At 66.4% G+C, this 23,647-nt stretch carries 29 protein-coding genes and 1 tRNA gene; 11 read left to right on the top strand and 19 right to left on the bottom strand.

What is annotated here, in order from left to right:
* Nucleotides 1-51: 51 nt before the first annotated feature.
* Nucleotides 52-327 (bottom strand): hypothetical protein, encoded by a 276-nt coding sequence (locus tag C7K55_RS12550; RefSeq protein WP_106633065.1) that lies wholly within the window; start codon nt 325-327, stop codon nt 52-54.
* Between the two features lie 98 nt (nt 328-425).
* Nucleotides 426-995, bottom strand: a complete 570-nt coding sequence (locus C7K55_RS12545) for an ISAs1 family transposase (protein ID WP_254970064.1) — start codon at nt 993-995, stop codon at nt 426-428.
* Nucleotides 996-1,101: 106 nt separating this feature from the next.
* On the opposite strand from C7K55_RS12545, the gene C7K55_RS12540 reads away from it, so the two are divergent.
* Together C7K55_RS12540 and C7K55_RS12535 are read left to right on the top strand one after the other, a co-directional pair.
* A complete protein-coding gene (locus C7K55_RS12540) occupies nt 1,102-1,362 on the top strand; it encodes a sugar transferase (RefSeq protein ID WP_396094847.1) in 261 nt (86 codons plus the stop codon).
* Complete coding sequence (locus C7K55_RS12535) at nt 1,363-1,923, top strand: YdcF family protein (RefSeq protein WP_106633063.1); 561 nt, start codon at nt 1,363-1,365, stop codon at nt 1,921-1,923. It abuts the gene before it with no gap.
* An 886-nt stretch (nt 1,924-2,809) separates the two neighbouring features.
* On the opposite strand, the gene C7K55_RS13930 is transcribed toward C7K55_RS12535, so the two are convergent.
* The 4 genes from C7K55_RS13930 to C7K55_RS12520 all read right to left on the bottom strand — a co-directional run bounded on the left by C7K55_RS13930 (nt 2,810) and on the right by C7K55_RS12520 (nt 5,159).
* Entirely contained in the window at nt 2,810-2,947 is a 138-nt protein-coding gene (locus C7K55_RS13930; protein ID WP_206603519.1) for a hypothetical protein, read from the bottom strand.
* 30 nt (nt 2,948-2,977) lie between these two features.
* Complete coding sequence (locus tag C7K55_RS12530; RefSeq protein ID WP_206603518.1) at nt 2,978-4,078, bottom strand: type II toxin-antitoxin system HipA family toxin; 1,101 nt, start codon at nt 4,076-4,078, stop codon at nt 2,978-2,980.
* Nucleotides 4,053-4,307, bottom strand: coding sequence for a helix-turn-helix transcriptional regulator (locus C7K55_RS12525; protein WP_106633062.1), 255 nt, complete (start codon nt 4,305-4,307; stop codon nt 4,053-4,055). Before C7K55_RS12525 ends, C7K55_RS12530 begins: the two co-directional genes overlap by 26 nt.
* Nucleotides 4,308-4,724: 417 nt before the next feature.
* Nucleotides 4,725-5,159 (bottom strand): hypothetical protein, encoded by a 435-nt coding sequence (locus C7K55_RS12520; protein WP_241518361.1) that lies wholly within the window; start codon nt 5,157-5,159, stop codon nt 4,725-4,727.
* Between the two features lie 90 nt (nt 5,160-5,249).
* Here C7K55_RS12520 and C7K55_RS12515 point away from each other — a divergent pair, with 90 nt between their 5' ends.
* Together C7K55_RS12515 and C7K55_RS12510 are read left to right on the top strand one after the other, a co-directional pair.
* Nucleotides 5,250-5,657 carry a HEPN domain-containing protein gene (locus C7K55_RS12515; protein WP_106633060.1) on the top strand — a complete coding sequence of 136 codons (408 nt, stop codon included), beginning with the start codon at nt 5,250-5,252 and terminating at the stop codon, nt 5,655-5,657.
* Nucleotides 5,614-5,964 carry a nucleotidyltransferase domain-containing protein gene (locus tag C7K55_RS12510; protein WP_241518363.1) on the top strand — a complete coding sequence of 117 codons (351 nt, stop codon included), beginning with the start codon at nt 5,614-5,616 and terminating at the stop codon, nt 5,962-5,964. Before C7K55_RS12515 ends, C7K55_RS12510 begins: the two co-directional genes overlap by 44 nt.
* On the opposite strand, the gene C7K55_RS12505 is transcribed toward C7K55_RS12510, so the two are convergent.
* The 4 genes from C7K55_RS12505 to C7K55_RS12495 form a co-directional block, all read right to left on the bottom strand.
* A complete protein-coding gene (locus tag C7K55_RS12505; RefSeq protein ID WP_106633058.1) occupies nt 5,957-6,499 on the bottom strand; it encodes a hypothetical protein in 543 nt (180 codons plus the stop codon). The two genes, C7K55_RS12510 and C7K55_RS12505, sit on opposite strands and share 8 nt — an antisense overlap.
* Before the next feature lie 10 nt (nt 6,500-6,509).
* Nucleotides 6,510-6,698: a hypothetical protein gene (locus tag C7K55_RS12500; RefSeq protein ID WP_106633057.1), complete on the bottom strand. Its 189-nt coding sequence runs from the start codon at nt 6,696-6,698 to the stop codon at nt 6,510-6,512.
* Between the two features lie 59 nt (nt 6,699-6,757).
* Entirely contained in the window at nt 6,758-6,985 is a 228-nt protein-coding gene (locus C7K55_RS13350; protein WP_127432039.1) for a hypothetical protein, read from the bottom strand.
* A 73-nt stretch (nt 6,986-7,058) separates the two neighbouring features.
* Complete coding sequence (locus C7K55_RS12495) at nt 7,059-8,570, bottom strand: peptide ligase PGM1-related protein (RefSeq protein WP_106633056.1); 1,512 nt, start codon at nt 8,568-8,570, stop codon at nt 7,059-7,061.
* Nucleotides 8,571-8,630: 60 nt separating this feature from the next.
* Here C7K55_RS12495 and C7K55_RS12490 point away from each other — a divergent pair, with 60 nt between their 5' ends.
* Together C7K55_RS12490 and C7K55_RS12485 are read left to right on the top strand one after the other, a co-directional pair.
* On the top strand, nt 8,631-8,918 hold the full coding sequence (locus C7K55_RS12490) for a SemiSWEET family sugar transporter (RefSeq protein WP_106633055.1): 288 nt from the start codon (nt 8,631-8,633) through the stop codon (nt 8,916-8,918).
* Nucleotides 8,915-9,433: a hypothetical protein gene (locus C7K55_RS12485; protein WP_106633054.1), complete on the top strand. Its 519-nt coding sequence runs from the start codon at nt 8,915-8,917 to the stop codon at nt 9,431-9,433. The genes C7K55_RS12490 and C7K55_RS12485 overlap by 4 nt, the downstream gene beginning before the upstream one ends.
* On the opposite strand, the gene C7K55_RS12480 is transcribed toward C7K55_RS12485, so the two are convergent.
* Nucleotides 9,430-11,499: an HDIG domain-containing metalloprotein gene (locus tag C7K55_RS12480; RefSeq protein WP_106633053.1), complete on the bottom strand. Its 2,070-nt coding sequence runs from the start codon at nt 11,497-11,499 to the stop codon at nt 9,430-9,432. The two genes, C7K55_RS12485 and C7K55_RS12480, sit on opposite strands and share 4 nt — an antisense overlap.
* A 69-nt stretch (nt 11,500-11,568) precedes the next feature.
* Here C7K55_RS12480 and folD point away from each other — a divergent pair, with 69 nt between their 5' ends.
* From folD to C7K55_RS12460, 4 genes are all read left to right on the top strand, one after another.
* Nucleotides 11,569-12,447, top strand: coding sequence for a bifunctional methylenetetrahydrofolate dehydrogenase/methenyltetrahydrofolate cyclohydrolase FolD (folD, locus tag C7K55_RS12475; protein ID WP_106633052.1), 879 nt, complete (start codon nt 11,569-11,571; stop codon nt 12,445-12,447).
* Nucleotides 12,448-12,672: 225 nt separating this feature from the next.
* Complete coding sequence (crtE, locus tag C7K55_RS12470) at nt 12,673-13,575, top strand: geranylgeranyl diphosphate synthase CrtE (RefSeq protein WP_106633051.1); 903 nt, start codon at nt 12,673-12,675, stop codon at nt 13,573-13,575.
* Between the two features lie 7 nt (nt 13,576-13,582).
* Nucleotides 13,583-14,092 carry a divergent PAP2 family protein gene (locus C7K55_RS12465; protein ID WP_106633050.1) on the top strand — a complete coding sequence of 170 codons (510 nt, stop codon included), beginning with the start codon at nt 13,583-13,585 and terminating at the stop codon, nt 14,090-14,092.
* Nucleotides 14,085-15,536 carry an ATP-dependent DNA helicase gene (locus C7K55_RS12460; protein ID WP_106633049.1) on the top strand — a complete coding sequence of 484 codons (1,452 nt, stop codon included), beginning with the start codon at nt 14,085-14,087 and terminating at the stop codon, nt 15,534-15,536. Before C7K55_RS12465 ends, C7K55_RS12460 begins: the two co-directional genes overlap by 8 nt.
* A 13-nt stretch (nt 15,537-15,549) precedes the next feature.
* Here C7K55_RS12460 and C7K55_RS12455 read toward each other — a convergent pair whose 3' ends face one another.
* From C7K55_RS12455 to C7K55_RS12425, 7 genes are all read right to left on the bottom strand, one after another.
* On the bottom strand, nt 15,550-16,236 hold the full coding sequence (locus C7K55_RS12455) for a GAP family protein (protein WP_106633048.1): 687 nt from the start codon (nt 16,234-16,236) through the stop codon (nt 15,550-15,552).
* Nucleotides 16,233-16,853 carry a histidine phosphatase family protein gene (locus C7K55_RS12450; RefSeq protein ID WP_106633047.1) on the bottom strand — a complete coding sequence of 207 codons (621 nt, stop codon included), beginning with the start codon at nt 16,851-16,853 and terminating at the stop codon, nt 16,233-16,235. The genes C7K55_RS12455 and C7K55_RS12450 overlap by 4 nt, the downstream gene beginning before the upstream one ends.
* Nucleotide 16,854: 1 nt before the next feature.
* A complete protein-coding gene (locus tag C7K55_RS12445) occupies nt 16,855-17,109 on the bottom strand; it encodes an acylphosphatase (RefSeq protein ID WP_241518360.1) in 255 nt (84 codons plus the stop codon).
* Nucleotides 17,106-18,593, bottom strand: a complete 1,488-nt coding sequence (locus tag C7K55_RS12440; RefSeq protein ID WP_106633045.1) for a cobyrinic acid a,c-diamide synthase CobB — start codon at nt 18,591-18,593, stop codon at nt 17,106-17,108. The genes C7K55_RS12445 and C7K55_RS12440 overlap by 4 nt, the downstream gene beginning before the upstream one ends.
* Nucleotides 18,594-18,634: 41 nt before the next feature.
* Nucleotides 18,635-19,930, bottom strand: coding sequence for a glucose-6-phosphate dehydrogenase assembly protein OpcA (locus tag C7K55_RS12435; RefSeq protein WP_106633044.1), 1,296 nt, complete (start codon nt 19,928-19,930; stop codon nt 18,635-18,637).
* A gap of 36 nt (nt 19,931-19,966) precedes the next feature.
* Nucleotides 19,967-21,490 (bottom strand): glucose-6-phosphate dehydrogenase, encoded by a 1,524-nt coding sequence (gene zwf, locus C7K55_RS12430; protein WP_106633043.1) that lies wholly within the window; start codon nt 21,488-21,490, stop codon nt 19,967-19,969.
* Nucleotides 21,491-21,632: 142 nt separating this feature from the next.
* The gene (locus C7K55_RS12425) at nt 21,633-22,775 is read right to left on the bottom strand and encodes an FAD-binding oxidoreductase (RefSeq protein WP_106633042.1); all 1,143 of its coding nucleotides are present in this window, start codon (nt 22,773-22,775) and stop codon (nt 21,633-21,635) included.
* 240 nt (nt 22,776-23,015) lie between these two features.
* Here C7K55_RS12425 and C7K55_RS12420 point away from each other — a divergent pair, with 240 nt between their 5' ends.
* Nucleotides 23,016-23,486: an SRPBCC family protein gene (locus C7K55_RS12420; RefSeq protein WP_106633068.1), complete on the top strand. Its 471-nt coding sequence runs from the start codon at nt 23,016-23,018 to the stop codon at nt 23,484-23,486.
* Between the two features lie 69 nt (nt 23,487-23,555).
* Here C7K55_RS12420 and C7K55_RS12415 read toward each other — a convergent pair.
* Nucleotides 23,556-23,628, bottom strand: a tRNA-Glu gene (locus C7K55_RS12415).
* Nucleotides 23,629-23,647: the final 19 nt, after the last annotated feature.

Below are 23,647 nucleotides of genomic sequence, written 5' to 3'. Positions count from 1 at the left end.
TGAGGGAGTTGAGCCGTCAGCCCCGGCTACGCCGGGGCTGATCCCCCCGAGTTACACCACTCCATGGGACGCCGCTCGGATCCAGTGCCAGCCCTCAATGCTCCAGCGGTCGCGTACCAGTTGCGGCAGGGCTTCTGGCGTGGTGCGCAGGCTCGTCGGAAACAGTTGGATAGCTTGAAACGGCCTGCCGTCACGAGTGCCTCTGGCCGTGACTTCCACGATCCAGCTGGTGCCGATCCAGGCTTCGCTGATGTGCTCTGGAGCCTGTTTGGCGCGCAGCGTCCAGGCGATTTCGCGGCCGTGGCCAACCTCGTGAACGTCCGCCATAAAAGGAATGTGCCGCTTTCCCTGGAACTGAGATCGGATCTGACGATGCAACGTCTTCTGGTTGCCCCACCGCTTCGCGGAAGGCTTCGCCTACACCGTCAGCAGGAAGTCGGCCCCCTGCTCCTTGAGCTGCCGAAAAACGGGCGCTGGGTATCGAGCGCGTCCGCATGGATGAGCACGCCCTCCAGATCCAGCTCGCCAAGCAACTGCAGCAGCACTGCCCGCTCATGGTTGTCGCCGGTGGCGTAGCAGGCCTGGCTGATCGCCACACTAAGAGCGGTCGAATACAGCGTGACCTGGGCGATGAAAGCCGACCCGCCACCGGCGGTGGGCTCAATCGAGCCCCGGAGCGTCTTGCCGTCACAAACAAGCTGATCGAGATCTTCTGCGCCACCGGGGATTTGGGCGATCGTCCAGTCACGGATCGCAGTGCACAGGGCGGCCACATCCACCTGTTGGAAGAAGTAGCGGAACGAGGAATCCGATGGCGGCCGCCGCAACGCCAGGCCGAGAGCCTCGGTCAGGACGCTGTGGTGGCGGATGGCGAAACGCTCCAGATCCCGCAAGCTCTGGCATCCACTCAGGATTCCGAGCACGGCCAGCAGCAGCAGATACCAGGCCGGAAACCGAACCCCGCGCCGCATCCGCGCATCTGGGATTGACCTCAGATAGCTGATCAGGTCGAGATCGGTTACGGCGGAGGCGCTTTCAAGCAGAAGGAGGGGGCGATTCAGCCGACCTCAACCCATGCTGACAGCCCCGGCAAGGACGCCTGTGACGGACTTTGAATCAGCCCTGCCCCACTATCTTCTGCGGCACTGGATGCGCCCGGGTCTCAGCGGCTGGGCCCAGGTGAACTATCCCTACGGGGCCTCCGTTGAAGACGCTGCCAACAAGCTCAGCTACGACCTCTACTACCTGCGCAACTTCTCCTTCTGGCTCCATCTGCTGATCCTCTTCAAAACCATCCGCCTGGTGTTCAACGCCCAAGGCGCCATTCCCCAGACCAGCGCCGATATTCCCACTGAATGTTGAATGCTCCTGCCGATTCCCTTCATCTTGGCCGCAGGACTGTGGGTCTCATGGCCCTGGATCGCTCCACAGCTTCGCTCCACAACTTCCGCCAAAGGAGCCGCCGATCTGGTGGTGGTTCTCGATGGCATCCCAAGTCGCTTGGCTGCAGCTGAACGCATCGTCGCTGCCCTCCCCGCGGCGCCCCAGCATCTGTTGATCCGCTGCCCAGGCTTGCCTTTGCCCCCTCAGGCCATGTCAGAGCTTTTGCAGGGCTTCGATACCGCCACCCAGATCACCGCCCTGGCCCAATGGTTTGCCCAGCAGCAAAGCCCCCGGCCCCTTCGGGTTTGGATCGCTACCGATCCAGACCACACCGCCCGGGCCGTTCTCAATGCTCAAATCGCTCTTGGGCCCCTTGGCATCCAGGTTGGGCCGACACCTCCTCCTCAGCCCAGCCATGGAGAACGCCACAAAATCATGCGCGATGCCCTACGCCTGCAGCTCTGGCGCGCCACCGGCAGCACCGGTGCCTGGCTGGCACCAGAAGTGGCGGCTCGCAAGCACCAGGCCTGCGGATTGTGAATGCTTGAGCCTTCGCTCAACCCTTGCAGCAGCCCCAGCCTGATCCCAGAACTGCTTCAGGTCTGCGACACCTTCACCCAGATCCAGCCACACGCCCCGAGCTGAGCAGAGGGGGGCAGATGCCGCAAAAGCCTATTTTTTGTGGATTGCTTATGTGTTTATGGTCATATTGCGCTATAAATGCGCCCTGTTTGGATGGATGAGCCCGCATACCCATTGGGTTGATTTCATGAAAACGTTTTGACCGATCCCATCAGTGATGGAATCAGAAGCGGGATTTCGCCCATGAGTTGCAGTAGGGGTGGCCCTTTGCCTGCGGCAGAAATTTTTTTGCCCCATTTATGTCTTTATGCCCATAAAATTTTTATGCTTATAAAACGGCTCTGCTGGGCTTAGGTGCTGAACTTTTGGGGTGCAGCTGTTTCCGGCTCTGAGGGGAGCTTCCATAGACGTGGGTGCTCGACTTTGGAGAGAGCCGCTTTGCAGAGCTGGAGCTGGCTCCCCCGGCACATCTGCGTCGCCACCGTCCATTAATCAGTACAACCTGTATGGATTTTGGGAGATCGTGCGCACCACTCAAGCCGCCGACAGCACCATCGACGAGCTGCGCCCCTCCGCGACTCCACGGACGCCCTGGTAGTTTGCTTGTACTATTCTGTGTTTAAGGTTTGGGCTGGCTGCGGTGGCATTGGGATTTGGTCGTCAAGGCTTGATCACGGTGTTTGCCGTCCTGCTCCTTGCCCTGGTCACGCTGTTCACCAATTACACCCATGTCGACCTCTTGGTAGCTGATAACCACTCGAGAAAGAGGACCACCGGCTCGACGAGCTCAGCAGCAAGCTCAGTGCAATCTTGTCCAGCTCCGGCAAGTGATTTCCCTGCTCGCTCAGCCTGCGTTGAATCGTCGTACGATGAAATCGCAACGCTGCTCGATCAGGTTGACGATGTCCCCGATCAGTGCCTCATCCCGATAAGCCTCGCCGGCTTGCAGGCGGCAGGCGACCAAAGGAAGTTGCGCAGCCATCTGTACCACCCGTTTTCTGGTCTGTGCCCACTACAAACCTGTTGCCTTGGCAAATTGTTCCCAATGGCGCTCTTGCACCTCACCAAAGAGATATTTGCTGCCCAGTTTCATCGCCATCTTTCCAGTGAGCGTGGGATACACCGCTTTGCACAGCAGGTCGTAGAGCGGCGCGAGTGTTGGCGACCTTTCGTTATAGAGCAATGAGAAGTTCTTTGCGTGGGCGTCGTTGTTGCCGATTAAGGCGTTGAACACCACAGCATCCAGCAAACGGATCACTTGCGGAGCGTTGGGTCTTGTGGCTCTAAGCAACAGTTTAAAGCAGGCGTTCAGATCAGGTCCTCCTTCATTCTGATACTTCAGCTCGGGCGGAATTCCTAGTGCCTGGCAGAAGTCTTCCTGATGGAGCCGTAACCATCGCTCGTCGTCTCCGTGGTGTCGGGCATAGCGACGCACCACCAGTACCTGCCGCTTTCCGGTTCTCAGGATCTCGGCGTCAGCCACCTGGAGCCCCATGGCTTGCCCCAGGGCCATGCAGAACGCTTCGTTGATCACGCTGCCTTCCACTGCCGCAATGGCCGGCTTGAGGATGTGCGTGCTGGCGCGGCTGCCAAGGGGTAGACCGATTCGGCCTCCGTCAAACACCACCGGCAACTTGTCTTGGTCGCCAGCCAGCGACAGTCGCAGGCCATCGCGCCGCGCCAGCATCGGCCGCTGCGGCAAGTCATCGAGCAGGGCGCTCAGTTGATCCTGCTCCAGCCACTCCACAGCATCAGCCTCGGCCACCTGATCGCCAACCACCAGGTTCACCGCTCCGGCGCAATCACCACCGATCGCGGCCAGCAGGCCGAAATCATTGGATCTTGAGACTTGGCACTGTTGGGCAATGCGCTGCCGGAGTTCACTGTCTGGTAGAAACCCGGAAAAAAAGGGCCGGCAGGCCCGATCGCCAAACGGCTCAGCTTGCAGCGGCAAGCTCTGTGAGAGAGCGATGGCCTGCGGTTGCTCCAGCCACAGCGTGCCGTACTGAAACTGCAGCTCCCCATCTTTCAGCCAGAGCGTGCCGGCGCGCTGGTTGAGCAGCCACACCTCCAGGCTGGTGGTGATCTCACTGGCCACTGCTTTCCTCGCCATGGCTTTCCTGGCGATGGCGTTCTATGTCCAGATGCAGGGTTCCGCCCAGGGCGTCGATCACCCGCAATACCCGCTCCAGCTGCACTGTTGGTTTGCCGGCCTCCAGCTCCACCACAAAGCGCAACCCCACCCCAGCCGCCAGGGCAAGATCCGCCTGGGTGAGACGCAGTGTTTTGCGCGCCACCCGTAAGGCGGCCCCCAGATCATGCACGGAATGGATTGCCGTCATAACCGGCGCCCCTCTTGGTCCCGTACGGGAACAAAAAGACGCAAGGACGCCATGGCAGTTTGAAAATTACGGATCGGGATCTTTGCCGGATCCTGGGGCGAGTTAGCGCCTGATTGTCCCAACCGTGAACGAGCTTAGCCGGCGGATCCCGCCCCGCCGGTGTTTGTCGGTCGGTGAAGTGCTCTTCTGCGGTCAGGGCAGCTCCAGTCAGCTGCGCAGGGCGAGATCAAGTTAGGCAAGGGTTCCTGATTCCAGAATCCCCACCACGGCACCGAGAGCGGCCATGAGCTGTGAGGGTTTGTGGTGGATCTCGACTGCACGCTCGCCATTGCAGCAGGCAGCAAGATCCTCGCCACGGCCTGAACCCATCACGCCTGGAGCTGATCTAGAAACTGGCCTGAGCAGACCTGCGCTGCTTCAGCCAGCGTCAAACACCCGCTTGCCGTCGGCCCGTTTCTGGTTGAGGCGCCTCGATTCCCGTCGCGTGAATTCGCTCACCGTGGGGTTGGCCACCACCGGATCCACATGGGCCACCTGCTCCCACAGATCCCGCGGCGCCCAGCGCACCGTGTGCTCCACCCGATCGTGCTTGATCACATGGCACCAGCGGCTGCTGCCGCACGCCGGGCAAAACAACTCCTCGAGCCACTCGTTGCTCAGCACCAGCACCGGGTAGGCCTGGATCACCAGCTTGGCGGTCTTGTCGGCCATTCCCCGGGCTTTGAGTTGCTCGGGTGTGAGCAGGTGCAGGAAGTACTTCTTGCCGTTGCCCTCAATCCGTTGCTCCGGATGGGCCGGGCAGCACAGCTGGCGGCGTTGGGGCCGGTGGGAGCGGCGGGGGGTGTCGCTCAAGGCACAGCATTGGCTCAATTCAACGTAGCGCCGTTCGGCGCGTGCGGCCGCGAGCTTGGTGGCTCAGAATGGAGCGTTGAACAGCACCCGATGAACCGCTCGGCCGACTGGTTGCATCAGGCCAAGGCCGACCTCGCTCAGGCCCAGCTCAGTGCCGATGCTGGCCATCACGAGTGGGCTTGTTTCGCCTGTCACCAGGCGGTGGAGAAGGCCCTCAAGGCCCTCCATCTTCACCACGACCAGCAGAGCTGGGGGCACGGCCTCGGGCGCTCCCTCCGCGACTTGCCGCCCCCTGTGGCCGCCGCTCTTTCAGTCCAGGTGTCAGACCTGGAGGATCGCCTTCGGGTGCTCGATGCCCTTTACATCCCCACCCGCTACCCCGATAGCCTTCCAGAAGGTGCGCCGACCGATCATTTCGGCCGGCTGCAAAGCCAAGACGCCCTCAGCCATGCCCGTGCGCTCGTTGACGCAATCTGTGCTGCGTTGGCCCCAGCCTGAGCCGGTGTTGCAGGAGGTGCGCGCCTGGGCCGATGAGCAGCGCCGTCTGCGGCCGAGCCTGCGGCGGGTTGGCCTGTTCGGTAGCTATGGCCGGGGCACCGCTTCGGTGGGCAGTGATCTGGATCTGCTGCTGATCGATGAAGCCGCCGATGGTCCCCAGCACCAGCGCCTCTGCTCCTGGCCGCTTGAGCGTCTGCCGCTCAGCTGTGATGCCTTGGTGCTCACCCCCGCCGAACTTGAGCAGCTGTTTGGCGGTTCGAGCCGCATGGCCCAAGAGCTCAAGACCGACCTCCTTTGGCTCAACTGAAGGCTGAGAGCTGGGACCGATCGCAACGGCTCCAGGCGGTGCGGGCCGCCGCTGTAGCCGCCACATCGAGTTTGGTGAGCGCCTGGCGTGCTTCGCTCTGGCGCGCCGTGAGCTCCTGGCGCCGCGCCTCCTGCCCGGCTTCCCAGCGGCGCCGCTCGGCCCCATCGGCCTCTCGCCAGCGGTCCAGTGCTTGTTGGTAGCGCTCCTGCTCCAGCTCCTGGTCGTCGCGGGTGAAGCGGGCCAGCACTGCCGGATCGGGCGCCGCCGGCCTGGGCAGGGGGATGTAGCGCTGCTGGCTCAGCTGGGTGAGCGCGGCGTCGCTGCGCTCGTGCTCCTGCACAAGCTTCTGCACCGCCGGTTGTTGCTGGCGGCAGCGGCTCACCAGGCCATCCAGCTGGGGTTGGCGTTGGGCGGCGGCGGCCTGCTCGCGCGCCGCCTGCTCCCGCCGTTGCCGCTCGGCGCCATTGCAAGCAACCAGCAGCACCGCCAGTAGGGCGGCCAGAAGCAAGGGGGCGGAGGAGCGCTGGTGGCGCATGGCAGTGGCCTCAGGCGGCCTGGCGGCGGGGCGCTTCAGCCGACGGCAGAAACTGCCAGAGCCGCCGGTAGGCCTCCAGCTCCAGATCACCCCAGCCGTCGAGCTGGGGGCTGCTGCTCTGGATCGCCTGGTAGAGCTCCTGCCGCGTGTTTGGCAGGGCTTTGAGGCTAAGGATGGAGAGGGCCTCCGTCCGCTGCATGGGTGCTCTGGAACTCCCTCCAACTAACCGGATCGGACTGCCCCTGTCAAGCCATGCTTTCAGGCGACGCAGCCAAGCCACTCAGCCCAGGCAGCAGCAGGGCTGGCGGCAGAGTTGGTCGGCCACGTGTTGCCGGTCTTGCGTGGGCTCCATCCAGGTGCTCCACACCTCCCCACCGGGGGGGCCTCCAGCTGCATCCGCGAGCCGTGTAGGGCCAGCTGGAAGGTGAAGCCCGTGAGCCCCGGCAGTTCAAACCCCTGAGTACTGCCTCGGGTGGGGTGGGTCATTGCGTACTCCTGGGCGATTACCCCTGCTCCAATGCCGGTGCCTGCCCCGGCGGATGAGAGCCGGCTGAGAATCTCAGGGGCACAGGGCCTGCGCCGCCCGCAGCAGCTCGGCTTCGGTGGCGGAGTACACGGCCTCGGCCTCTGCCGCGCTGCGGCCGATGCAGGTCATGCCGAGCTTGCCGTATTGCGACAGGCAGCCCAGCAGGTGAAACACGCTGCCGCGCAGCTGGGCCTGGTCGAAGTGCAGGCCCGCCTCAGCCACGATGTCGATCAGATCCACCGGCAGCAGCCCGCGCAGGTGCGGCGCCGTGAGGTTGTCCGTTGCCTTGTAGTGCAGGGAAGGGCCGCTGGGGGCGTGATATAGCCCGCTGGCTGGATCGAGGCTGCCGCTGGTGATCGCACTCAGCGCCATGTAGGGGTGGGTGGTGCCCCCCTGGCGCAGGTTCACCTCGATCGCCTGCAGATTCCAGCGATCGCCAAAGCGCCGGGCGATGAAATCCACCGCATACCGCTCCAGTGCTCCCTCTGCCGCTAGCGCCTCCCCCACCGCCTGGCCGTGGCGCATCAGCTCGGCCCGGTAGGGCTCGGCCGCCGGGAAGCTGCAGCCCAGGTAGGTCTGGCCGCTGGCGCCGCCCAGCACCTGCTCATGGCTAGAGAGCACCTCTACTTGGCCTGGCTGGCCGGCTGGGCCGGGATAAATCGTGCCCTGCACGCTTGGTGAGCTGAGCTCCTCCCCGCCCTCCAGCCAAGCCTCCACCAGCGCCCCCTGCACAGCCAGCTGCTCCTTCCAGCTGGCTGCAGGCATCGGCAGCACTTCCAGGGCCTGCCGCAACCGCCGCCGCCGCTCAGCGCCGCTGAGCCCGGCCAGCTGCAGAGGTTCGAGCGGCAAAGGGGCATTGCCCTCGCCGCTGAAGCCCTCATTGAGCTTCACCACGCACTGGCGCAGCTCGGGGTGGGCTTCCCACAGCTCGGCGGTGGCTTCGCACAGGTCGTCGAGGTTGTGGGTGAGGGCCGAGCCAGGCGGGTGGGGCACGCCGCAGCGGGCGAACAGCTCGCGGCTGCCGGCCTTGCTGCCCCAGTAGCCCAGGGCTGGATCGGTGCCCAGCAGCGGCACCTGCAGCCGCTCCGAGAGCTGGCGTTCCAGGTCGCTCACCACAAAGCAGTTGATGAAACTGCGCCCCGGCCGCAGCAGCTCGGCGATGCGCCCCAGCAGGGCCGGCCGTTCCAGCAGCTTGGCGGTGAGGGGCCGGTTGGAGGCGTCGTCGGTGTCGACCAGGTGCAGCCGCCGCCGCGCGTGGGAGGTGGGCACCCCCGGCAGCAGCTCCAGCACCGCATCCACCACCAGCTCCCCCAGCGGTTTGCTAGTGGCGTACACCATGCGCACCCCCGGATCCCGCAGCCGGATCAGCGAAAACAGCTGGCGCTCCTCGTAGTGGTGGGCGCCGGTCACCAGGTCGATCTGGTTTTGGTCCATCGACAGCGACGGCACCATCAGCACGTCCACATCCGGCCCCTGGGCTGCGGTGCTCTTGCCCCAATGCGGCTGCAGTTGGGCCTGGAGCTCGCGGAAGCTGAGCAATGTCATGGGAGTGGGGGCAGGATCGAGTGCCAGCTCCCATGCTGACGGCACGCTCGCCCAACCCCCATGGCAGTTCCTTTGGTTAGTCCCGCTGTGCGCGGCCTTGGATACCTGGCCGCGTTGCTCACCACCTTGAGCTTCTTCCCCCAGGCCCTCAAGACCCTGCGCAGTGGCGACACCAGCGCCATCTCCCTGCGCATGTACGGCCTGTTTACCGCCGGCATTGCCCTGTGGGCCATCTACGGGTTTTACACAGGCGATGGCCCCTTGATCGTGGCCAACCTGGTCACCCTGGTGCCGGCCGGGATCGTGCTGGAGCGCAAGCTGCAGTCCCTGCGCGCCCCGCGCCGATGAGCTCCCGGATCCGGCCGGCCCTGGAATCGCTGCTGCACGGCCTGATCAGTCTTGGCCTCGGCGGGCTGCTGGCCGCCTTCATCCTGGTGGGTGCCAGCCAGCATGGGGGGCAGGGCAACTCCCAGCTCGCTGACGACAGCCTGCGCATGCTCTGGTCGCCGGCGATCTTCGCCGGGGTGGGTGTCTTGCTGATTGCCAATGGGCTGCTGCGCGGCCTGTGGCTGCTGGTGAGGAGGCCAAACAGGCCGTTGCTGCGGAGGCACTTGCTGCGCAGGCCGGTTTCGCCGGCTGCTCCCGCTGCAGCGGCTCCGGAACGCCCGGCCGATGCCTACGAGCGGGCCTGCGCCGAGCTTGGAGTCGAGCCAGGTAGTGCCTGGGTTTTGGTGCGCTCGACCTGGCGCCGCAACCTGCCCCAGTGGCATCCGGATCAGGGCGGCGCGGTAGAGGTTTGGCGGCGCAAGCTGGCGGCCTACACCCTGCTCGAGGCCTGGCAGCAATTTGAGGAGCCGCCCTAGGCGCTATAGCCCTTTCTGGCTGGGATCGGGTAGGCGATCCGCCGGTGGCGCATCCGCCGCCACACCCTCACGAAGGCCCGGATCAGTAGTTCCAGTTCGGCCCGACTGATGCCACTTTCGGCTAGCTGGTTGTCGTCCTGGCGGGTTTCGATGATGCGGCGCACCATCTGGCGAGCCTCGCTTTCGCTAGTGCCGGGCGGCAGGGAGCGCAGGGCTGCTTCGCAGCCATCGGCCAGCATCAAGATCGCCGTCTCCCGGCTGCGGGGCGTGGGCCCCCGATAGCGGAAGCGCTCCTCGGCAACGCCCGGATCCCGTTCGCGGGCATGGTGCAGGAAGTAGCCCATCTTCAAGGTGCCCTGGTGCTCTGGGATGAAGTCGGCCAGGGGGCGCGGCAGCCGGTAGCGGCGGGCCAGCTTCAACCCCTCATCCACATGCGCCTGCAGGATGGCGGCGCTGGCGAAGGGGTCGTCAAGGCTGTCGTGGGGGTTGGCGCCCTCGCCCTGGTTCTCGATAAACCATTGGGGGCCGTGCAGCTTGCCCACGTCGTGATAGAGCGCCCCCGTGCGCACCAGATCGATATCGGCCTGGATGGCCCGCGCCCCCTCCTCCGCTAGGCCCGCGATCATCAAGGTGTGCTCGAAGGTGCCGGGTGCTTCCACCGAGAGCCGCCGCAGCAGGGGCCTTTGCAGGTCGGCCAGCTCCATCAACCGCGCCCGCGTCACCAAGCCAAAGAAGGTTTCAACCAGGGGCGCCAGCAGCAGGCCCGCCATCAGCAGCCCGCCCAGCAGCAGGGCTTCGCTTACGAGGTCCACCCTGGCCACCGCTCCCGGCCCCTGCAGCCGCGATTGCAGCACTAGCCACTGCAGCAGCAGCCCCGCGCCGGGCAGCAGCACCGCCAGTTGCAGTAGTTCGGCCCGGCTGCGCTGTCGTCCGGCCGCCAGGGCCGCCACGCTGCCCACCGCTGCCGCCACCAGCAGCCTCACTGCCATCAGGGCCGTGATCGGCATCGGCCACAGGAAGCTGGCTGCCGCCAGCCAGGCCAAGCCGCAGGGGGTGCCCAGGCCTTGGGCTAGCAGCAGCGCCGGGGGCACCAGCAGCACCAGCGGACTCGCCAGCGGCCCCAGCCACAGCGCAAAACCCTGCACCACCAGCAGGGCCCCCAGGGCCAGCAGCGCTTGCCGCGGTTCCAGGCAGGCCCGCCAGCGGCGCAGCACCAGCACCAGCACGCCAGCCATGGCCAGCGCCTCTAGGGAGTGACCAAGCCAGGCCAGGGGCCGCGGCCGCCGGTTCACCAGGCCGAAGTAATCGAGAACGTCAAAGGCCTGGGGGCTGATCGTGTCGCCCTGACGGGTAATCAGATCTCCCTGCTGCACCTTGATCGTGGGGATCCCCTGCTGGGTGATCAACGCCTCGATGCGTCGCTGGCTCAGGCCTGGATCACTGCGCAGGTTGGAGTGGCCCTGCAGGGAGCTAGCCAAAAGCCGTGCCCCCAGCCCCCGCGGTAGCGGTGCCAAGGGCTCGAGCTGCAGGGTGGCCGCCTGCAGCAGCTGGCCTTCTGCCACCCCAGCGGCCAGTCCCTGGCTGAGCATGCGCAGCTGGGCTTGGCGCACCTCCCGGCCCCAGGCCGTGAGCTGGGTGCCCCCTGCCCCCCGCAGCCAATTGCGCTCCTCGGTGGTGATTGCCACCGGTTCGATGCGCTGCTGGTTTGATTTGGCCTGCTGCTCTACCGCCTGTAGATCCTGCTCCAATTTCTGACGCAGCTGCCCGTTGGCCTGCTCATCCACCACCTGCACCGTGCTGCGAGGAACCAACTCCTGGCGCCGCTCCTCCAGGGCGTTGCTATCCACCACCATTGCCGCCTGCGGCGCCTTAGCAGTGAAGGGCGCCTCCATGCCGGGTCGCAGGTTTGGCTCCACCAACCAGGGCCAACTCGATACCAGTGCCACCAGGGCGCACACCAGCAGCACTGACGCAGTATCACGATTGCGCCAAACCCCTGGCGAATGCCGCGGGCGCTCCAGCCGCAATAGCTGCCGCCACAGGGTTCGCAGCCGCCTTAACACCATTCCAAAACGCTAGCGGGCCCTAGGCCGGGCGGGACTGCAAGCTGGGAGAGCGTGCTTGCTTTCTGCACCATGGCCACCCGTATGGACGGCCGCCAGCTGGCCGGTGAGATCGAACTCCGGTTGCAGGCGACGATCGCTGAGCGACTGGCAGCGGTGGGTCGCCCGCCTGGTTTGGCGGTGTTGCGGGTGGGCGACGACCCTGCCAGCGGCGTCTATGTAGCTAATAAGGAGAAGGCCTGCGCCCGGGTGGGCATCACCAGCCTCGGGGCCCACCTCGATGCTGGTTCCAGTGCGACCGAAGTGCTGGCCGCGGTGCAGCAGCTCAACGCCGATACCGCCTGCGACGGCATCCTGCTGCAGCTGCCCCTGCCTGCCGGCCTCGATGAGGGCCCGCTGCTGCTGGCGATCGACCCGGAGAAGGATGCCGACGGCCTGCACACCCTCAACCTGGGACGCCTGCTCAAGGGTGAGCCGGGGCCGCGTAGCTGCACCCCCGCTGGTGTGATGGCCCTGCTGGCCCGCCACGGCGTGGCTCTTTCCGGCCAGCGGGCCGTCGTGGTGGGCCGCAGCATCCTGGTGGGCCAGCCGATGGCGCTGATGCTCCAGGCCGCCGATGCCACCGTGAGCGTGGCCCACTCCCGCACCCCTGTCCTTGCTGCCCTCACCCGCCAGGCCGACTTGCTGGTGGTGGCCGCCGGCCGGCCCCGCATGATCGGCTCCGAGCATGTCAAGCCTGGTGCCGTGGTGATTGATGTGGGCATCCACCGCACCGAAAGTGGCCTCTGCGGCGATGTGCGTTTCGAGGAGGTGGAGCCGATCGCCAGCGCCATCAGCCCCGTGCCCGGTGGCGTCGGCCCGATGACCGTCACCATGCTGCTGGTAAACACCGTGGTGGCCTGGTGCCGCCGGGCCGGCGTCGCCCACGACCTGGGCGATCTGGTGCCCTGAGCGGGGATTGGATGGTCCCTGGACTGATGAGGATCGAGGGGGTGAACAGGATGGGGGGGGTGATGTTCTGCTGCTGTCCCTAATTCTGTACAGGTTGTACGGAATCAAGGAGACCATCAAAATGGAAGCCAGCGCTCTCGGCTGCAACGTTGCGCGCTCTTGAGCCCCCTGCGCCACCCCGCCTGAGAGAATCCCGCTAGCACGGAGGCCCCTGGCCGAAGCTCCATGACCGCGGCGGACTCCAGCCCTTTTGACTTCGCCGCCTATCTGGAGGCGACCCGCCTGCGGGTGGAGGTGGCCCTTGATGGCTCCCTGGGGCCGGAGCGGCCCGAATCCCTGCGCGAGGCCATGCGTTATTCGCTGCTGGCTGGTGGCAAGCGGCTGCGGCCGATCCTCTGCCTGGCGGCCTGTGAGCTGGCAGGCGGCGACAGCGCCTTGGCCATGCCCACGGCGGTGGCCCTCGAGATGGTTCACACCATGTCGCTGATCCACGACGACCTGCCGGCGATGGACAACGACGATCTCCGCCGCGGCCGCCCCACCAATCACAAGGTGTATGGCGAGGCCAACGCCATCCTGGCCGGCGATGCCTTGCTCACCCGCGCCTTTGAGATGGTGGCGCTTCGCAGCCCAGGCGTGGAGGCCGAGCGATTGCTGGCGGTGGTGGGCGAGCTATCCCTGGCTTCCGGCGCCCCCGGCTTGGTGGGCGGTCAGGTGGTGGATCTGGAGTGTGAGGCCAAATCCGTCGATCTCGACACCCTCGAATACATCCACCTGCACAAAACCGGTGCACTGCTGCGGGCCTGCGTGCTCACCGGCGCCCTGATCGCCGGTGCCTCCGAGGACCTGCTGGCCGCCCTGCGCACCTACGCCCGCGGCATTGGTTTGGCCTTTCAGATCATCGACGACATCCTTGATGTCACCGCCAGCAGTGAAGTGCTTGGCAAAACCGCCGGCAAGGATCTCACCGCCGACAAAACCACCTACCCCAAGCTGCTGGGCTTAGAGGAATCGCGCCAGCGGGCCGATGCCCTAGTGGTCGAGGCCAAGGCCGCCCTGGCTCCCTGGCACGGCAGTGCCGCGCCCCTGCTGGCCCTGGCCGACTACATCACCAGCCGCGACCGATGAGTAATTGATGAGTAACTCCGTGCTGATAGGCGTCTTTGACAACGGCGTGCTCTGGTGGGGTCTGGCGGCCTGTGGCGTCGCCCAGCTCTCCAAGCTGGTGATTGAGCTGGTGGTGCATCGCCGCTGGAATCCGCGGGTGCTGGTGGAAACCGGTGGCATGCCTTCGAGCCACTCGGCCCTGCTCACCGGCACCACCGCAGCCCTGGGTTGGGTGCAGGGCTTTGAGGGGCCCCTGTTTGCCCTGGCGGCCGTGCTCTGCTTTGTGGTGCTCTACGACGCCTCTGGTGTGCGCCGCGCCGCTGGCCTCACCGCCGCCCGCGTCAATGAGATGGGTGATAACTCCATGGCCAGCGCTGCTTCCTCCCCGAAACCCCTCAAGGAAAATCTCGGCCACACCCGCCTTGAGGTGCTGATCGGTGCCCTGATCGGGCCGCTGGTGGCCTTGCCTGGTTTGGTGCTGGCTGGCTCGCCGCTGCATCTGGCCCAGGGCTTGGGCTGGTTCACCGCGGTTGGTTGACCCCGCCGCGGCCCTAACTGCCGACCAGCAGGCCGCCGCCGCCGCCTTCGCTAATTGGCTGGCGGCGCCCGCAGATGGCACGCCCTTTGTGCTGAGCGGCTACGCCGGCACCGGCAAAACCTTTCTCTCGATGCGCTTTCTGGCCCAGGTGGAGGCCACCGGCCTCTGCTGGACCGTGGTGGCCCCCACCCATAAAGCCGTGGGTGTGCTGCGCTCCTATCTGGCTGGGGCTGGCCTTTCGCCCACCTGGTTTCCTTCCACCATTCACCGCCTGCTGCGGCTGAAACTCAAGCGCCAGCGCGATATCGAGCGCTGCGAGGAAACGGAGCAAACCGCAGTCGCCCTCGAGCACTTGGGCCTGGTGCTGATCGATGAGGCCTCGATGGTGGACTCCACCCTGCTGGAGATCAGCTTGCGCTGCGCCCATCCTTTTCGCACCCGGCTGGTGTTTGTGGGCGATCCGGCCCAGTTGCCGCCGGTTGGTGAACCCGTGAGCCCGGTGTTCAGCCTGGGCCGGGCAAGCCGGGCCGAGCTGCGCCAGGTGGTGCGCCACCAGGGGCCGGTGCTGCGCCTGGCCTCGGGGTTGCGCCAGGGCGACCTGCCCTGCCGCCGCCCGCCGCCGCTGCCGCCGATCCGCAATGCCAGCGGTCAGGTGGCCCTGCTGGAGCGGCGTGAGTGGCTCGAGGCCGCCCAGGCAGCTCTGCGCCGCAGCGCCGAAACCGACAACCCCGACCTAGCCCGCATCCTCTGCTACACAAACCGCTCCCTCGAGCAGCTGGTGCCGATCGCCCGCCGCGCCCTGCACGGCGAAATGGCCGACCAGCTGCCGGTGCTGCCAGGTGAGGTGCTGATCACCCGCGCTGCCGTGATGGCCCCCGCTTGCCGCGAGGGCGAGGACGCCGCCGAGGAGCCCGACATGCTGCTGGGCTCCAACCGGGAGCTGGTGGTGCGCGATGTCATCCCCGAACGCTGCGATCTGGCCGACTTCGGCGTGCCTGATGCGCCGGTGATCGATACCCTCACCGCCCGGGTGGAGGCCGGCGATAGCCAGCTGAGCCTGCGGCTACTGCCGCCCCTGGGCTCGGCGGCCCGGATCGCCCTCGAGGCTGTGTTGGCCCGCCTACGCCAACAGGCCAAGGACGCCGGCAAGCAGGACGGCAAGGGTCTGTGGCGCCGTTTTTTCCTGGTGCGAGATGCCTTTGCTTCCCTCGGTCCGGCCGCCGTTCTCACCGTGCATCGCAGCCAGGGCAGCACTTTTTCCGAGGTGTTTGTGGATGGCGATGTCTTCTGGCCCAGCGACACCGTGCTGCGCCGCCAGCTGGTGTACGTGGCCGTGAGCCGGGCCAGCCAGGCGGTCACCCTCCAGGCCGGCGCGCCAGGTGGTGGCCCCAGCGCCCTCGCCGACCAGCAGCTCTGGAGCGACTGGTTGCAGGCGGATGGCTGATTGCGCTGGCCTCTCAGGCCAGCCGCAGGCCCTCGATGCCCTGCCAGCCCAGATACACCGCCAGGGCCACGCTCACCAGGCCCACCAGCAGGTCGCCCTTGGCGAACAGCCGCTGCTTGCCCCGCTCCAGCAGGGGCAGCATGCGCTCTGGGCCGGCTAGCAGCAGGGCCAGCAGCGGCAGCAGCAGCAGGCTCGCGCTCACCAGACTGAATATCCCAGTGGCCAGCAGCTCCTGGCCGCGGCCGAGCCCCGCTGACAGCAGGCTGCTGGCGGACTTGGCAAACAGAAACAGATCGTCGGGGCTGGCCACCTGCAGGCCGGCACTGATGGCCAGCAGCAGGGGCAGGGGCATGGCACAGAACTGATCGAGGCGGCGCGTCCAGCCCGGCGGCCCCGCACCCTCTTTATTTTTATTCAGCAGCTCCTTCACCCCCAGCCCCAGCAGGGCGCCGGCGGCCAGTAGGTCGAGGCCGGTGAGGTGGTCGCTGCCCTTGTCCATGCTCAGCAGCAGGCCGTGGCCCACCGTGAGCAGCAGGGTTATGGCCAGGGCGGCGGTGGCCAGCCAGGCAGCCACAAACAGCCCGCCCCGCTGCAGCGGCTTGGGGCCGAGCAGGAGCAGCAGCAGCAGGCCGATGTGCAGCGGCGAAAAGCCGATCGCCAAACCAAAAGCTGATAGCTCGCCGAGCAGGTTGGTACTCATGGTGGGGTCGTTATCTGGGCATTCCAGCGCACGACCGTGCGTCGTTCCCGCTCGTGGCCGAGCACCGACAGCGTGGCCGTATTCAGGTTGAACAGGGCCCCGCCTGCAGCCCCCAGCCCCAGCCAAGTGCCCGCCAGGCTGCGCAAGATATGGCCGTGGGCTACCAGGGCAACGGCCCCGAGCTCGGACTGGAAGGCCACCAGGGATTGGGCAAAGGCGATCACCCGCTGGCAGCGCTGCTCCACTTCCAGGCAGCTTTCACCGTCTGGGCAGCCATGGCTCCATACGGTCCAGTCGGGCACCTGGGCGCGGATCTCGGCGGTGGTGATGCCCTCGTAGCGGCCGTAGTTCCATTCCTGCAGGTCGGGGCAGATCTGGGCGCCCTCCCCCAGGCCCGCCAGCTCGGCGGTGCGCCGGGCCCGTTGCAGCGGACTCACCAGCACCGCCGCAAAGCGCTGGCTCGCCAGCCCTGGCGCTAAGCCCAGGGCCTGGGCCTCACCCTCCGGCAGCAGGGGAAGGTCGGTGAGGCCGGTGTGGCGCCCGTCGCGGGCCCAGCTGGTCATTCCATGGCGTAGCAGCCACAGTTCGAGCTGGGGAGGGGTGTTCAGCTGAGCCATTTCAGCGGCGCACTTCAAACCAGTCGGTGCCGGCGGCGGCCACCTGGCTGCTAGCCACGCTGTTCACCACCGCTTCAGCCGGGCCCTTCTCGCACCACAGCCGCAGCTCGGTGAGCTCCTGCGGGCAGCCCTCAGCTTCTATCTCCACCGAACCATCGGAGCAGTTGCGCACCCAGCCACTCAGGCCAAGGTCCTGGGCCCGCAGCCTGCAGGCGGCCCGGTAGCCCACCCCATGCACCTGGCCGCGCACGATCAAACGCCAGCGTTCTTGCTGGATCTGGGGCCGGGGTTCGTGGGGCTGCACGAAGCGGCGCTCGTCGGCAGCGGCGCGGCGCGCGCGGCTGCGGCTGCCAGGCGTGAGGGAATCACCGGGCATCCAGCCCAGTGGAGGTGCAGCCAGCTGGCGTGCACGTTCGGCGCTGTCCATCCTTCGCTCCGGGCTGCGGTCCCCCAGCCATCAAGCTGCCACAGCCCGTCGCCGGCCGCCACAGATTTGTCGCAGTTGGGCAGAGACTCCAGTTGCCAGCGGTGAAATTCATGGCCGCAAAAGCTCTCGCCCGGCCGCACCAGCAAGCCATTGGCGGTGGCGGTAGCCGTGCGGTAACCCAGGCTTAGAGAGCCTTTGCGGGCCTTGAAGGGCAGCACGCCCGCCATCGGCTGCAGCTGACCCTCGCCATCGGCCAGCTGCTCGCCCAGCAGCAGCAGGCCGCCGCATTCGGCCACCAGCGGCAGCCCCGCCGCCGCCGCCCGGGCCAGGTCGCCCAGGCTGCGCCGGCTCGCCGCCAGCTGGGCCGTGTGCAGCTCCGGGTAGCCCCCCGGCAGCAGCACCGCCCGGCAACCATCGGGTAGGGGCTCATCGGCCAAGGGGCTCCAGGCCCGCGGCTCCAGCCCCACCGCCTCGAGAAGCTCGCCGGCCTCCGGATAGCGGAAATGGAAGGCCGCATCGCTTGCGATTGCCACCGGCAGGGGCTGGGGGCTCTGGCGTAAGTGGGAGGTCTGCCGCGAGTGGGAGCTCTGCCGCAGGCACCAGTGGATGGGATTTTCCGCCCCTGGCTCGGCTGCTGGTGGGGCCAGCAGGGGCAATAGCTGCTCCAGGTCTAGGTGGCGGGCGGCCAGCTCGGCCCACTGCTCCTGGCGCTGCTCGAGGTCTTGCAGCTCCTCCGGCGGCAGCAGGCCCAAGTGACGTGAGGGCAGCTCCAGGCTGGGGTGGTGCGGCAGCACCCCCAGCAGCGGCACCTCGATGCTGGCCAGGGCTTCCGCCAGCAGGGCGTGGTGGCGCTCGCTGCCCACCCGGTTGAGCACCACTCCGGCCAGCTGCACCGCTGGTGGACCATGGTCGCGGAAGCCCCGCACCAGCGCCGCCAGGGAGCCCGCCTGCCGCGACGCTTCCACCACAAACACCACCGGCAGACCGAGCTGGGCCGCCACCGCCGCCGAGCTGCCCTCACTGCTGGGGCCTCGGCCATCGAACAGGCCCATCACCCCCTCCACCAGCGCCAGGTCGGCCCGGCTGCCGTGCCAGCTAAAGCAGCGCTCCAGCCACTCGGGCCCGCACAGCAGCGGATCGAGGTTGCGGCAGGTGTGGCCGCTCACCCGGCTGAGCAGCTGGGGATCGAGGTAGTCAGGGCCCACCTTGAAGGGCTGCAAACCCAGGCCCTGCGCCCGGGCCCAGGCCGCCAGGCACAGGGACAGCAGGGTCTTGCCGCTACCGCTGCTGGGCGCGGCGATCAGACAGGCCATTCAGGGGAGGCTCTCAGCGCAGTGGTCTTAGGGCAGCGGTCTTAGGGCAGCAGTTTGGCGGCGAGTGGCGCGGCGGCTGCCAGCAGGGGGTTGGTGGAGTCGTGGCCACCGGAGAGCAGGCGGGCCATCTCCATCTCCTCGCTCTCATTGGGCAGGGGCACCACTTCCTCAGCCAGTTCCATGCTGGCCATGCCGCCCGATTCGAGCCGCATGCAGCCGCCTGATTCGGAGCAGAGGATCACGCATAGCGGTGAGCCCTGGCTGCTTTGGCAGATCAGCCGCAGCCCCACCATGGCGCCGGGGTGGGTTTTGGGAACGCCCACTGGCACTGGCATCTGGCGGAAGCGCACGGTCTGGCCGTCGGTGCGCTCGAATTCGGCGCCGATGCCATCGCCCACCCCATCGCCATCCACCGCATAGGTGGAGATCAGGTGCCAGCCCAGCCTGTCGGCCAGCCAGGCCGCCAACAGCAAACCCTTCACCGGGTTGCTGCCCTCCACGTCGAGGTCGAGCTGCACCACGTGGTTGAGGGCATCACGCCGCGAGGGCGGATCAAACACCATCGCCAGCGATTCGCGCCAGCTGCGCAGCCGCAGCCAGTTGAGGTCGTTGATCGGCTGGCCCGCATCGATCCGGTCCACCAGCAGGTCGAGGCAGCGGCGCGGATCCCCCAGCGACGAATCCACCACCAGGCGCCGGGCGCCGGTGGCTAGAGCCGCCATCACCTCAGGGGCCTCATCGAGGCTGCTGTTCCACCACACCCAGCAGGGCAGGTCTGGGGCGATCAGCGGTTGGACCAGATCGAGGTTCTGGCGCAGGGCACCGGTGCCGCCCCTGAGCACCACCACATCGCCGCAGGCGGAGCCGCCAGCGCCCTCCTCCGGCAGGGGGCAGTAGGCGGCCACCAGGGTTTCTAAGGGCTGACCGCCGTCGAGGGTGGGGGCCAGGGTGATCAGCCGCCGGGGCATGTGGGCGCTGATCGCCCCTTCCACAAACTGGCCGCGCTGGTCTTCGGCGTGGTGATTGCCGCCCAGCTGGCCGATCGCCCAGGCCAGCTTGGGATCCATCGGTGCCGTGCTCAGGGGCAAGCCACAGCTCACCGCCGCGGCGCGGGCCGCCTCTAGCACCGTTTCATTGAGCAGGCCCGTGATTGGTCCATCTAGCCGGCCGCAGCGCACCAGCTGCTGCTCCAGCCAGGAGCCCTCCCACACCACCAGGGTGAAGGTAGCGGCGCCGGGGGGGCTGCCCAATTCCTGATTCCAGAGGCGCTCCAGGTAGCCGGGCACCTGGTCGGGGGGTAGGGCGAGGGGGGCCTGGAGGGTGAGCTGGGTCGACATGGGGGCAGACTCGCGGTGGGGTCAGGGCAAGGGAAATCAGGGGCGACGCCAGGCCAGGCCGTCTTCGGCCAGCAGGTTGTCGGCGGCGGCAGGACCCCAGGTGCGGGCCTCGTAGGGGTACACGGGCAGCTGGGAGGGGGCGTCCTCGATCAGTTCCAGCAGCGGTGTGTAGAGACGCCAGGCGGCCTCCACCTCGTCACTGCGGGTGTACAGGGTGGGGTCGCCCAGCATGGCGTCAGCCAGCAGGCGCACGTAGCCCTCGTCGCTGGGTTCACCGAAGCTGTCGTCGTAGGAGAAGGCCATATCCACCGGCCGGCTGCGCATGCCGGAGCCGGGGGCCTTCACCTCAAATTTGAATTCAGCGCCCTCATCTGGCTGGATGCGCAGGATCAGCTGGTTGGGGGTGGGGGCGCCGCCAGCGGCATCAAACAGGTGCACGGGCGCCTCGCGGAAGGTGAGCACCACCTCGGAGAGCCGCTTGGGTAGGCGCTTGCCGGTGCGCAAGTAGAAGGGCACGCCCTGCCAGCGCCAGTTGTTGATGAACAACTTCATCGCCACGTAGGTCTCCGTGGTGCTTTCCGGGTTCACCCCCGGCTCATTGCGATAGCCGGCGATTGGTCGGGTGCTGGATCCCCCAGGCCCGTACTGGCCCCGCACGCAGCACTTCCAGGGCTCGTCTTCATTGGCTAGGCGCGCCGCCTGCAGCACCTTGGCCTTCTCGTTGCGCATCGACTCGGGGTCGAAGCGTCCCGGTGCCTCCATCGTTGTGAGGGCCAGCATCTGGGTGAGGTGGTTCTGCACCATGTCGCGCAGGGCGCCCGAGCTTTCGTAGTAGCCGGCACGCTCCTCCACGCCCACGGTTTCGGCCGCCGTGATCTGCACGCTGGAGATGTAATTGCGGTTCCAGATCGGCTCAAAGATCGTGTTGGCGAAGCGCATCACCAGGATGTTCTGAACCGTCTCCTTGCCCAGGTAGTGGTCGATCCGGAAGATCTGGTTTTCCTGGGCGCAGGTCTGCACCACCCGGTTGAGTTCCTGGGCGCTGCCGTAGTCGCGGCCGAAGGGCTTCTCGATCACCACCCGGCTGCGGCTGGGGTCGCTCAGCAGCCCGGCGGCGGCCAGGGAGCGGCAGCCACTGCCGTAGAAGTTGGGCGATACGGAGAGGTAGAAGGTGCGGTTGCCGCGGGTGGCCCGCAGCCGGTCGATGCCCTCTAGCCGCTGGCCCAGCCGCACCACCGAAGGGGGATCCTCCAGATCCACCGGCTCGTAAAACAGCCCGGCGGCAAATTGCTCCCAGGCCACCCGGTGCTCAGCCACCTCTGAGGCCATGGCCTCCTCCATCTTGCCGCGGAATTCCTCATCGCTCCAGGGGCGGCGGGCGCAGCCCAGCACCGCAAATTCACTGGGCAGGCGGCGCTGGCGAAACAACTCAAACAGCGCCGGCACCAGCTTGCGATGGGTGAGGTCGCCACTGGCCCCAAAAATCACCAGGCATTGGGGCGGGATAACCCGCTCCTGGCGGAGTCCTACCCGCAGTGGATTGGTGAGCACAGAGCCCATGAGTGCTTGTCTGGTGCCCATGGTTTAACGGGCCTGGCGCCGTCGCCCACCGCTTGGCCCACTTTGTGATGGTTTTTGTGTGGGATTCGCCAAAAAAAAGCCCGCCTTGGGGGCGGGCAGAGGAAGCGGATTGGGCTCGAATTCAATAGGTTTCGACGTGCCAGCGATCGGCTTTTTTGAGCTGGGGACGCAACTCGGCCCAGTTCAAACCCTTGGCAGTGGCGGCGGCGGTCATCGCCTCGTCGATGCCGGGCTCCATGCCCCGCAGACCGCACATGTAGACGTGAGTCTTGGGATTCTCGATCCAGGAGAAGATCTCCTCGGCGTTCTCGCTGACGCGGTCCTGGATGTACATGCGGCCGCCGTTGGCGTTTTGCTGCTCGCGGCTGATCGCCTTGGTGTAGCGGAAGTTTTCGGGAAACTCGCTGACATAGCGGTTGAAGTCATCGTCGTAAAGGAGGTTGGGGGTGGTGGGCACGCCCATCAACAGCCAGGCCTTACCGCGGAAATGCCAGCCGTTTTTCTCTCGCTCGGAGGGCTCAAACATGCGGCGCAGGTAGGTGCGCATCGGCGCGATACCCGTGCCGGTGGCCAGCATGATCACGTTGGCTTCCTCGTCTTCAGGAAGCAGCATCTCCTTGCCCACCGGACCGGTGATCTTCACCTTGGCGCCGGGTTCGATGTCGCAGAGGAAGGTGGAGCAGACGCCGTGGATCGTCTCGCCGTCCTTCTCGTATTCCAGCTGGCGCACGCACAGCGACACCGTGTTGCCCTCCAGGTTGTCGCCGTGGCGGGTGCTGGCGATTGAGTAAAGGCGCAGCTTGTTGGGCTTGCCGTTGGCATCGGTGCCGTCGGGAATGATGCCGATGCTCTGGCCTTCGACGTAGTGCAGCTGGGGGTCACCACCGGAGAGGTCGAAGGTGATGTGATTCACCCGGCCGATAGCCCCTTCCGCCAGGAGGCTGTAGTTGTCGGTCACCGTGCCGACGAACGGATCCTTCGGCTTGTAGAGGTTGACGGGAACGTTGGCGTGGGACACGGCAGCGGGTTTCGAAGGAGCGGCGTTTGCTTTGGGGGCGGGTGCTGGGCTGGCGCCATCGTCTGCGAGAACGGCGCTGATGCGACCGCCTGTCTGAGCGATTGATTGCATCAGGCCCTGGAGTTGGCCGAATGGCACGGTGAAGCGGCGCTCAGCCTGACGCTGGCGTCTCACCCCGAAGGCTTCCACCACAACGGTGAACATCCGGTTGTCGGACTGGTTGGCGCGACCGGTGGAAACACGCATGCAGACTCAGTCCCCTCAAAAACGCGCTGATCATAGGGAACACGGCCGCAGCGAATTCCCGGCAGACACCGCTAGGTTTGTGCCCCAGCACACTTACGCCGTGCGTCCTTGGCGCAGCTTCTTGCCCGATCAGGTCTGTCCGGCCAGCTGGCTGAGCCGGATTTGTTGTCGAATGGGCCTGCGGATTTGACCAATTCCGCCCCAACCGCCATTTGCAGCCTCGACACCATCCAGCAGGAGATGGAGCGTCTGCCCCAGGGCACCAGGCGCCTGGCGGTGCAGTTGCGCCTACCGCTTGATCCCAGCTGGATCTGGTCCGTGCTCACCGATTACGCCAATCTCAACAGCTTTATTCCCAACCTGGCCTCCTCCCGCCAGCTTTGGCGCCGCGGCAATCGGGTGGGTTTGGAGCAGGTGGGCACCCAGCAGTTCTGTGGGCTGCGTTTCAGCGCCAAGGTGGAGCTCGAGATTGAGGAAGATCTCGAGGCAGGCGAGCTGCGCTTTTGCATGTGCCGCGGTGATTTCCGCCGCTTTGAAGGCTGTTGGCAGATCGGCCGCACTGGTGAAACCACCCACCTGCTCTATGAGCTCACGGTGCAGGGCCGGCCCGGCATGCCGATTGGCTTGATCGAGCAGCGTCTGCGCGAAGACCTAGCCAACAACCTGCGCGGAGTGCAGCGAGAGGCGGAACGCCGCGCCGCCCAATCCTGATTAGCAGGAGTTAAATTAATCAACCTTTCTGTTTTGCCCGATGGGGCCAAAAGCAGTTTGATTTGTGTATACCCCCAAGGGGATTCGAACCCCTGTCGCCTCCGTGAAAGGGAGGTGTCCTAGGCCTCTAGACGATGGGGGCGAGGCCACAACGCTGTAGG

This window comes from Cyanobium usitatum str. Tous (assembly GCF_003011885.1).
Taxonomy (GTDB): Bacteria; Cyanobacteriota; Cyanobacteriia; order PCC-6307; family Cyanobiaceae; genus Cyanobium_A; species Cyanobium_A usitatum.
This window is presented reverse-complemented; position numbering and strand designations above follow the sequence as displayed.

Bases quoted from the DNA above. Each gene is read 5' to 3' on its own strand.
- C7K55_RS12550 (WP_106633065.1), bottom strand. From the start codon at position 327: ATGGCGGACGTTCACGAGGTTGGCCACGGCCGCGAAATCGCCTGGACG.
- C7K55_RS12535 (WP_106633063.1), top strand. From the start codon at position 1,363: ATGCTCCTGCCGATTCCCTTCATCTTGGCCGCAGGACTGTGGGTCTCA.
- C7K55_RS13930 (WP_206603519.1), bottom strand. From the start codon at position 2,947: ATGGCTGCGCAACTTCCTTTGGTCGCCTGCCGCCTGCAAGCCGGCGAG.
- C7K55_RS12530 (WP_206603518.1), bottom strand. From the start codon at position 4,078: ATGGCGAGGAAAGCAGTGGCCAGTGAGATCACCACCAGCCTGGAGGTG.
- C7K55_RS12525 (WP_106633062.1), bottom strand. From the start codon at position 4,307: ATGACGGCAATCCATTCCGTGCATGATCTGGGGGCCGCCTTACGGGTG.
- C7K55_RS12515 (WP_106633060.1), top strand. From the start codon at position 5,250: ATGAACCGCTCGGCCGACTGGTTGCATCAGGCCAAGGCCGACCTCGCT.
- C7K55_RS12505 (WP_106633058.1), bottom strand. From the start codon at position 6,499: ATGCGCCACCAGCGCTCCTCCGCCCCCTTGCTTCTGGCCGCCCTACTG.
- C7K55_RS12500 (WP_106633057.1), bottom strand. From the start codon at position 6,698: ATGCAGCGGACGGAGGCCCTCTCCATCCTTAGCCTCAAAGCCCTGCCA.
- C7K55_RS13350 (WP_127432039.1), bottom strand. From the start codon at position 6,985: ATGACCCACCCCACCCGAGGCAGTACTCAGGGGTTTGAACTGCCGGGG.
- C7K55_RS12495 (WP_106633056.1), bottom strand. From the start codon at position 8,570: ATGACATTGCTCAGCTTCCGCGAGCTCCAGGCCCAACTGCAGCCGCAT.
- C7K55_RS12490 (WP_106633055.1), top strand. From the start codon at position 8,631: ATGGCAGTTCCTTTGGTTAGTCCCGCTGTGCGCGGCCTTGGATACCTG.
- C7K55_RS12485 (WP_106633054.1), top strand. From the start codon at position 8,915: ATGAGCTCCCGGATCCGGCCGGCCCTGGAATCGCTGCTGCACGGCCTG.
- C7K55_RS12480 (WP_106633053.1), bottom strand. From the start codon at position 11,499: ATGGTGTTAAGGCGGCTGCGAACCCTGTGGCGGCAGCTATTGCGGCTG.
- folD (WP_106633052.1), top strand. From the start codon at position 11,569: ATGGCCACCCGTATGGACGGCCGCCAGCTGGCCGGTGAGATCGAACTC.
- crtE (WP_106633051.1), top strand. From the start codon at position 12,673: ATGACCGCGGCGGACTCCAGCCCTTTTGACTTCGCCGCCTATCTGGAG.
- C7K55_RS12465 (WP_106633050.1), top strand. From the start codon at position 13,583: ATGAGTAACTCCGTGCTGATAGGCGTCTTTGACAACGGCGTGCTCTGG.
- C7K55_RS12455 (WP_106633048.1), bottom strand. From the start codon at position 16,236: ATGAGTACCAACCTGCTCGGCGAGCTATCAGCTTTTGGTTTGGCGATC.
- C7K55_RS12450 (WP_106633047.1), bottom strand. From the start codon at position 16,853: ATGGCTCAGCTGAACACCCCTCCCCAGCTCGAACTGTGGCTGCTACGC.
- C7K55_RS12440 (WP_106633045.1), bottom strand. From the start codon at position 18,593: ATGGCCTGTCTGATCGCCGCGCCCAGCAGCGGTAGCGGCAAGACCCTG.
- C7K55_RS12435 (WP_106633044.1), bottom strand. From the start codon at position 19,930: ATGTCGACCCAGCTCACCCTCCAGGCCCCCCTCGCCCTACCCCCCGAC.
- zwf (WP_106633043.1), bottom strand. From the start codon at position 21,490: ATGGGCTCTGTGCTCACCAATCCACTGCGGGTAGGACTCCGCCAGGAG.
- C7K55_RS12425 (WP_106633042.1), bottom strand. From the start codon at position 22,775: ATGCGTGTTTCCACCGGTCGCGCCAACCAGTCCGACAACCGGATGTTC.
- C7K55_RS12420 (WP_106633068.1), top strand. From the start codon at position 23,016: ATGGAGCGTCTGCCCCAGGGCACCAGGCGCCTGGCGGTGCAGTTGCGC.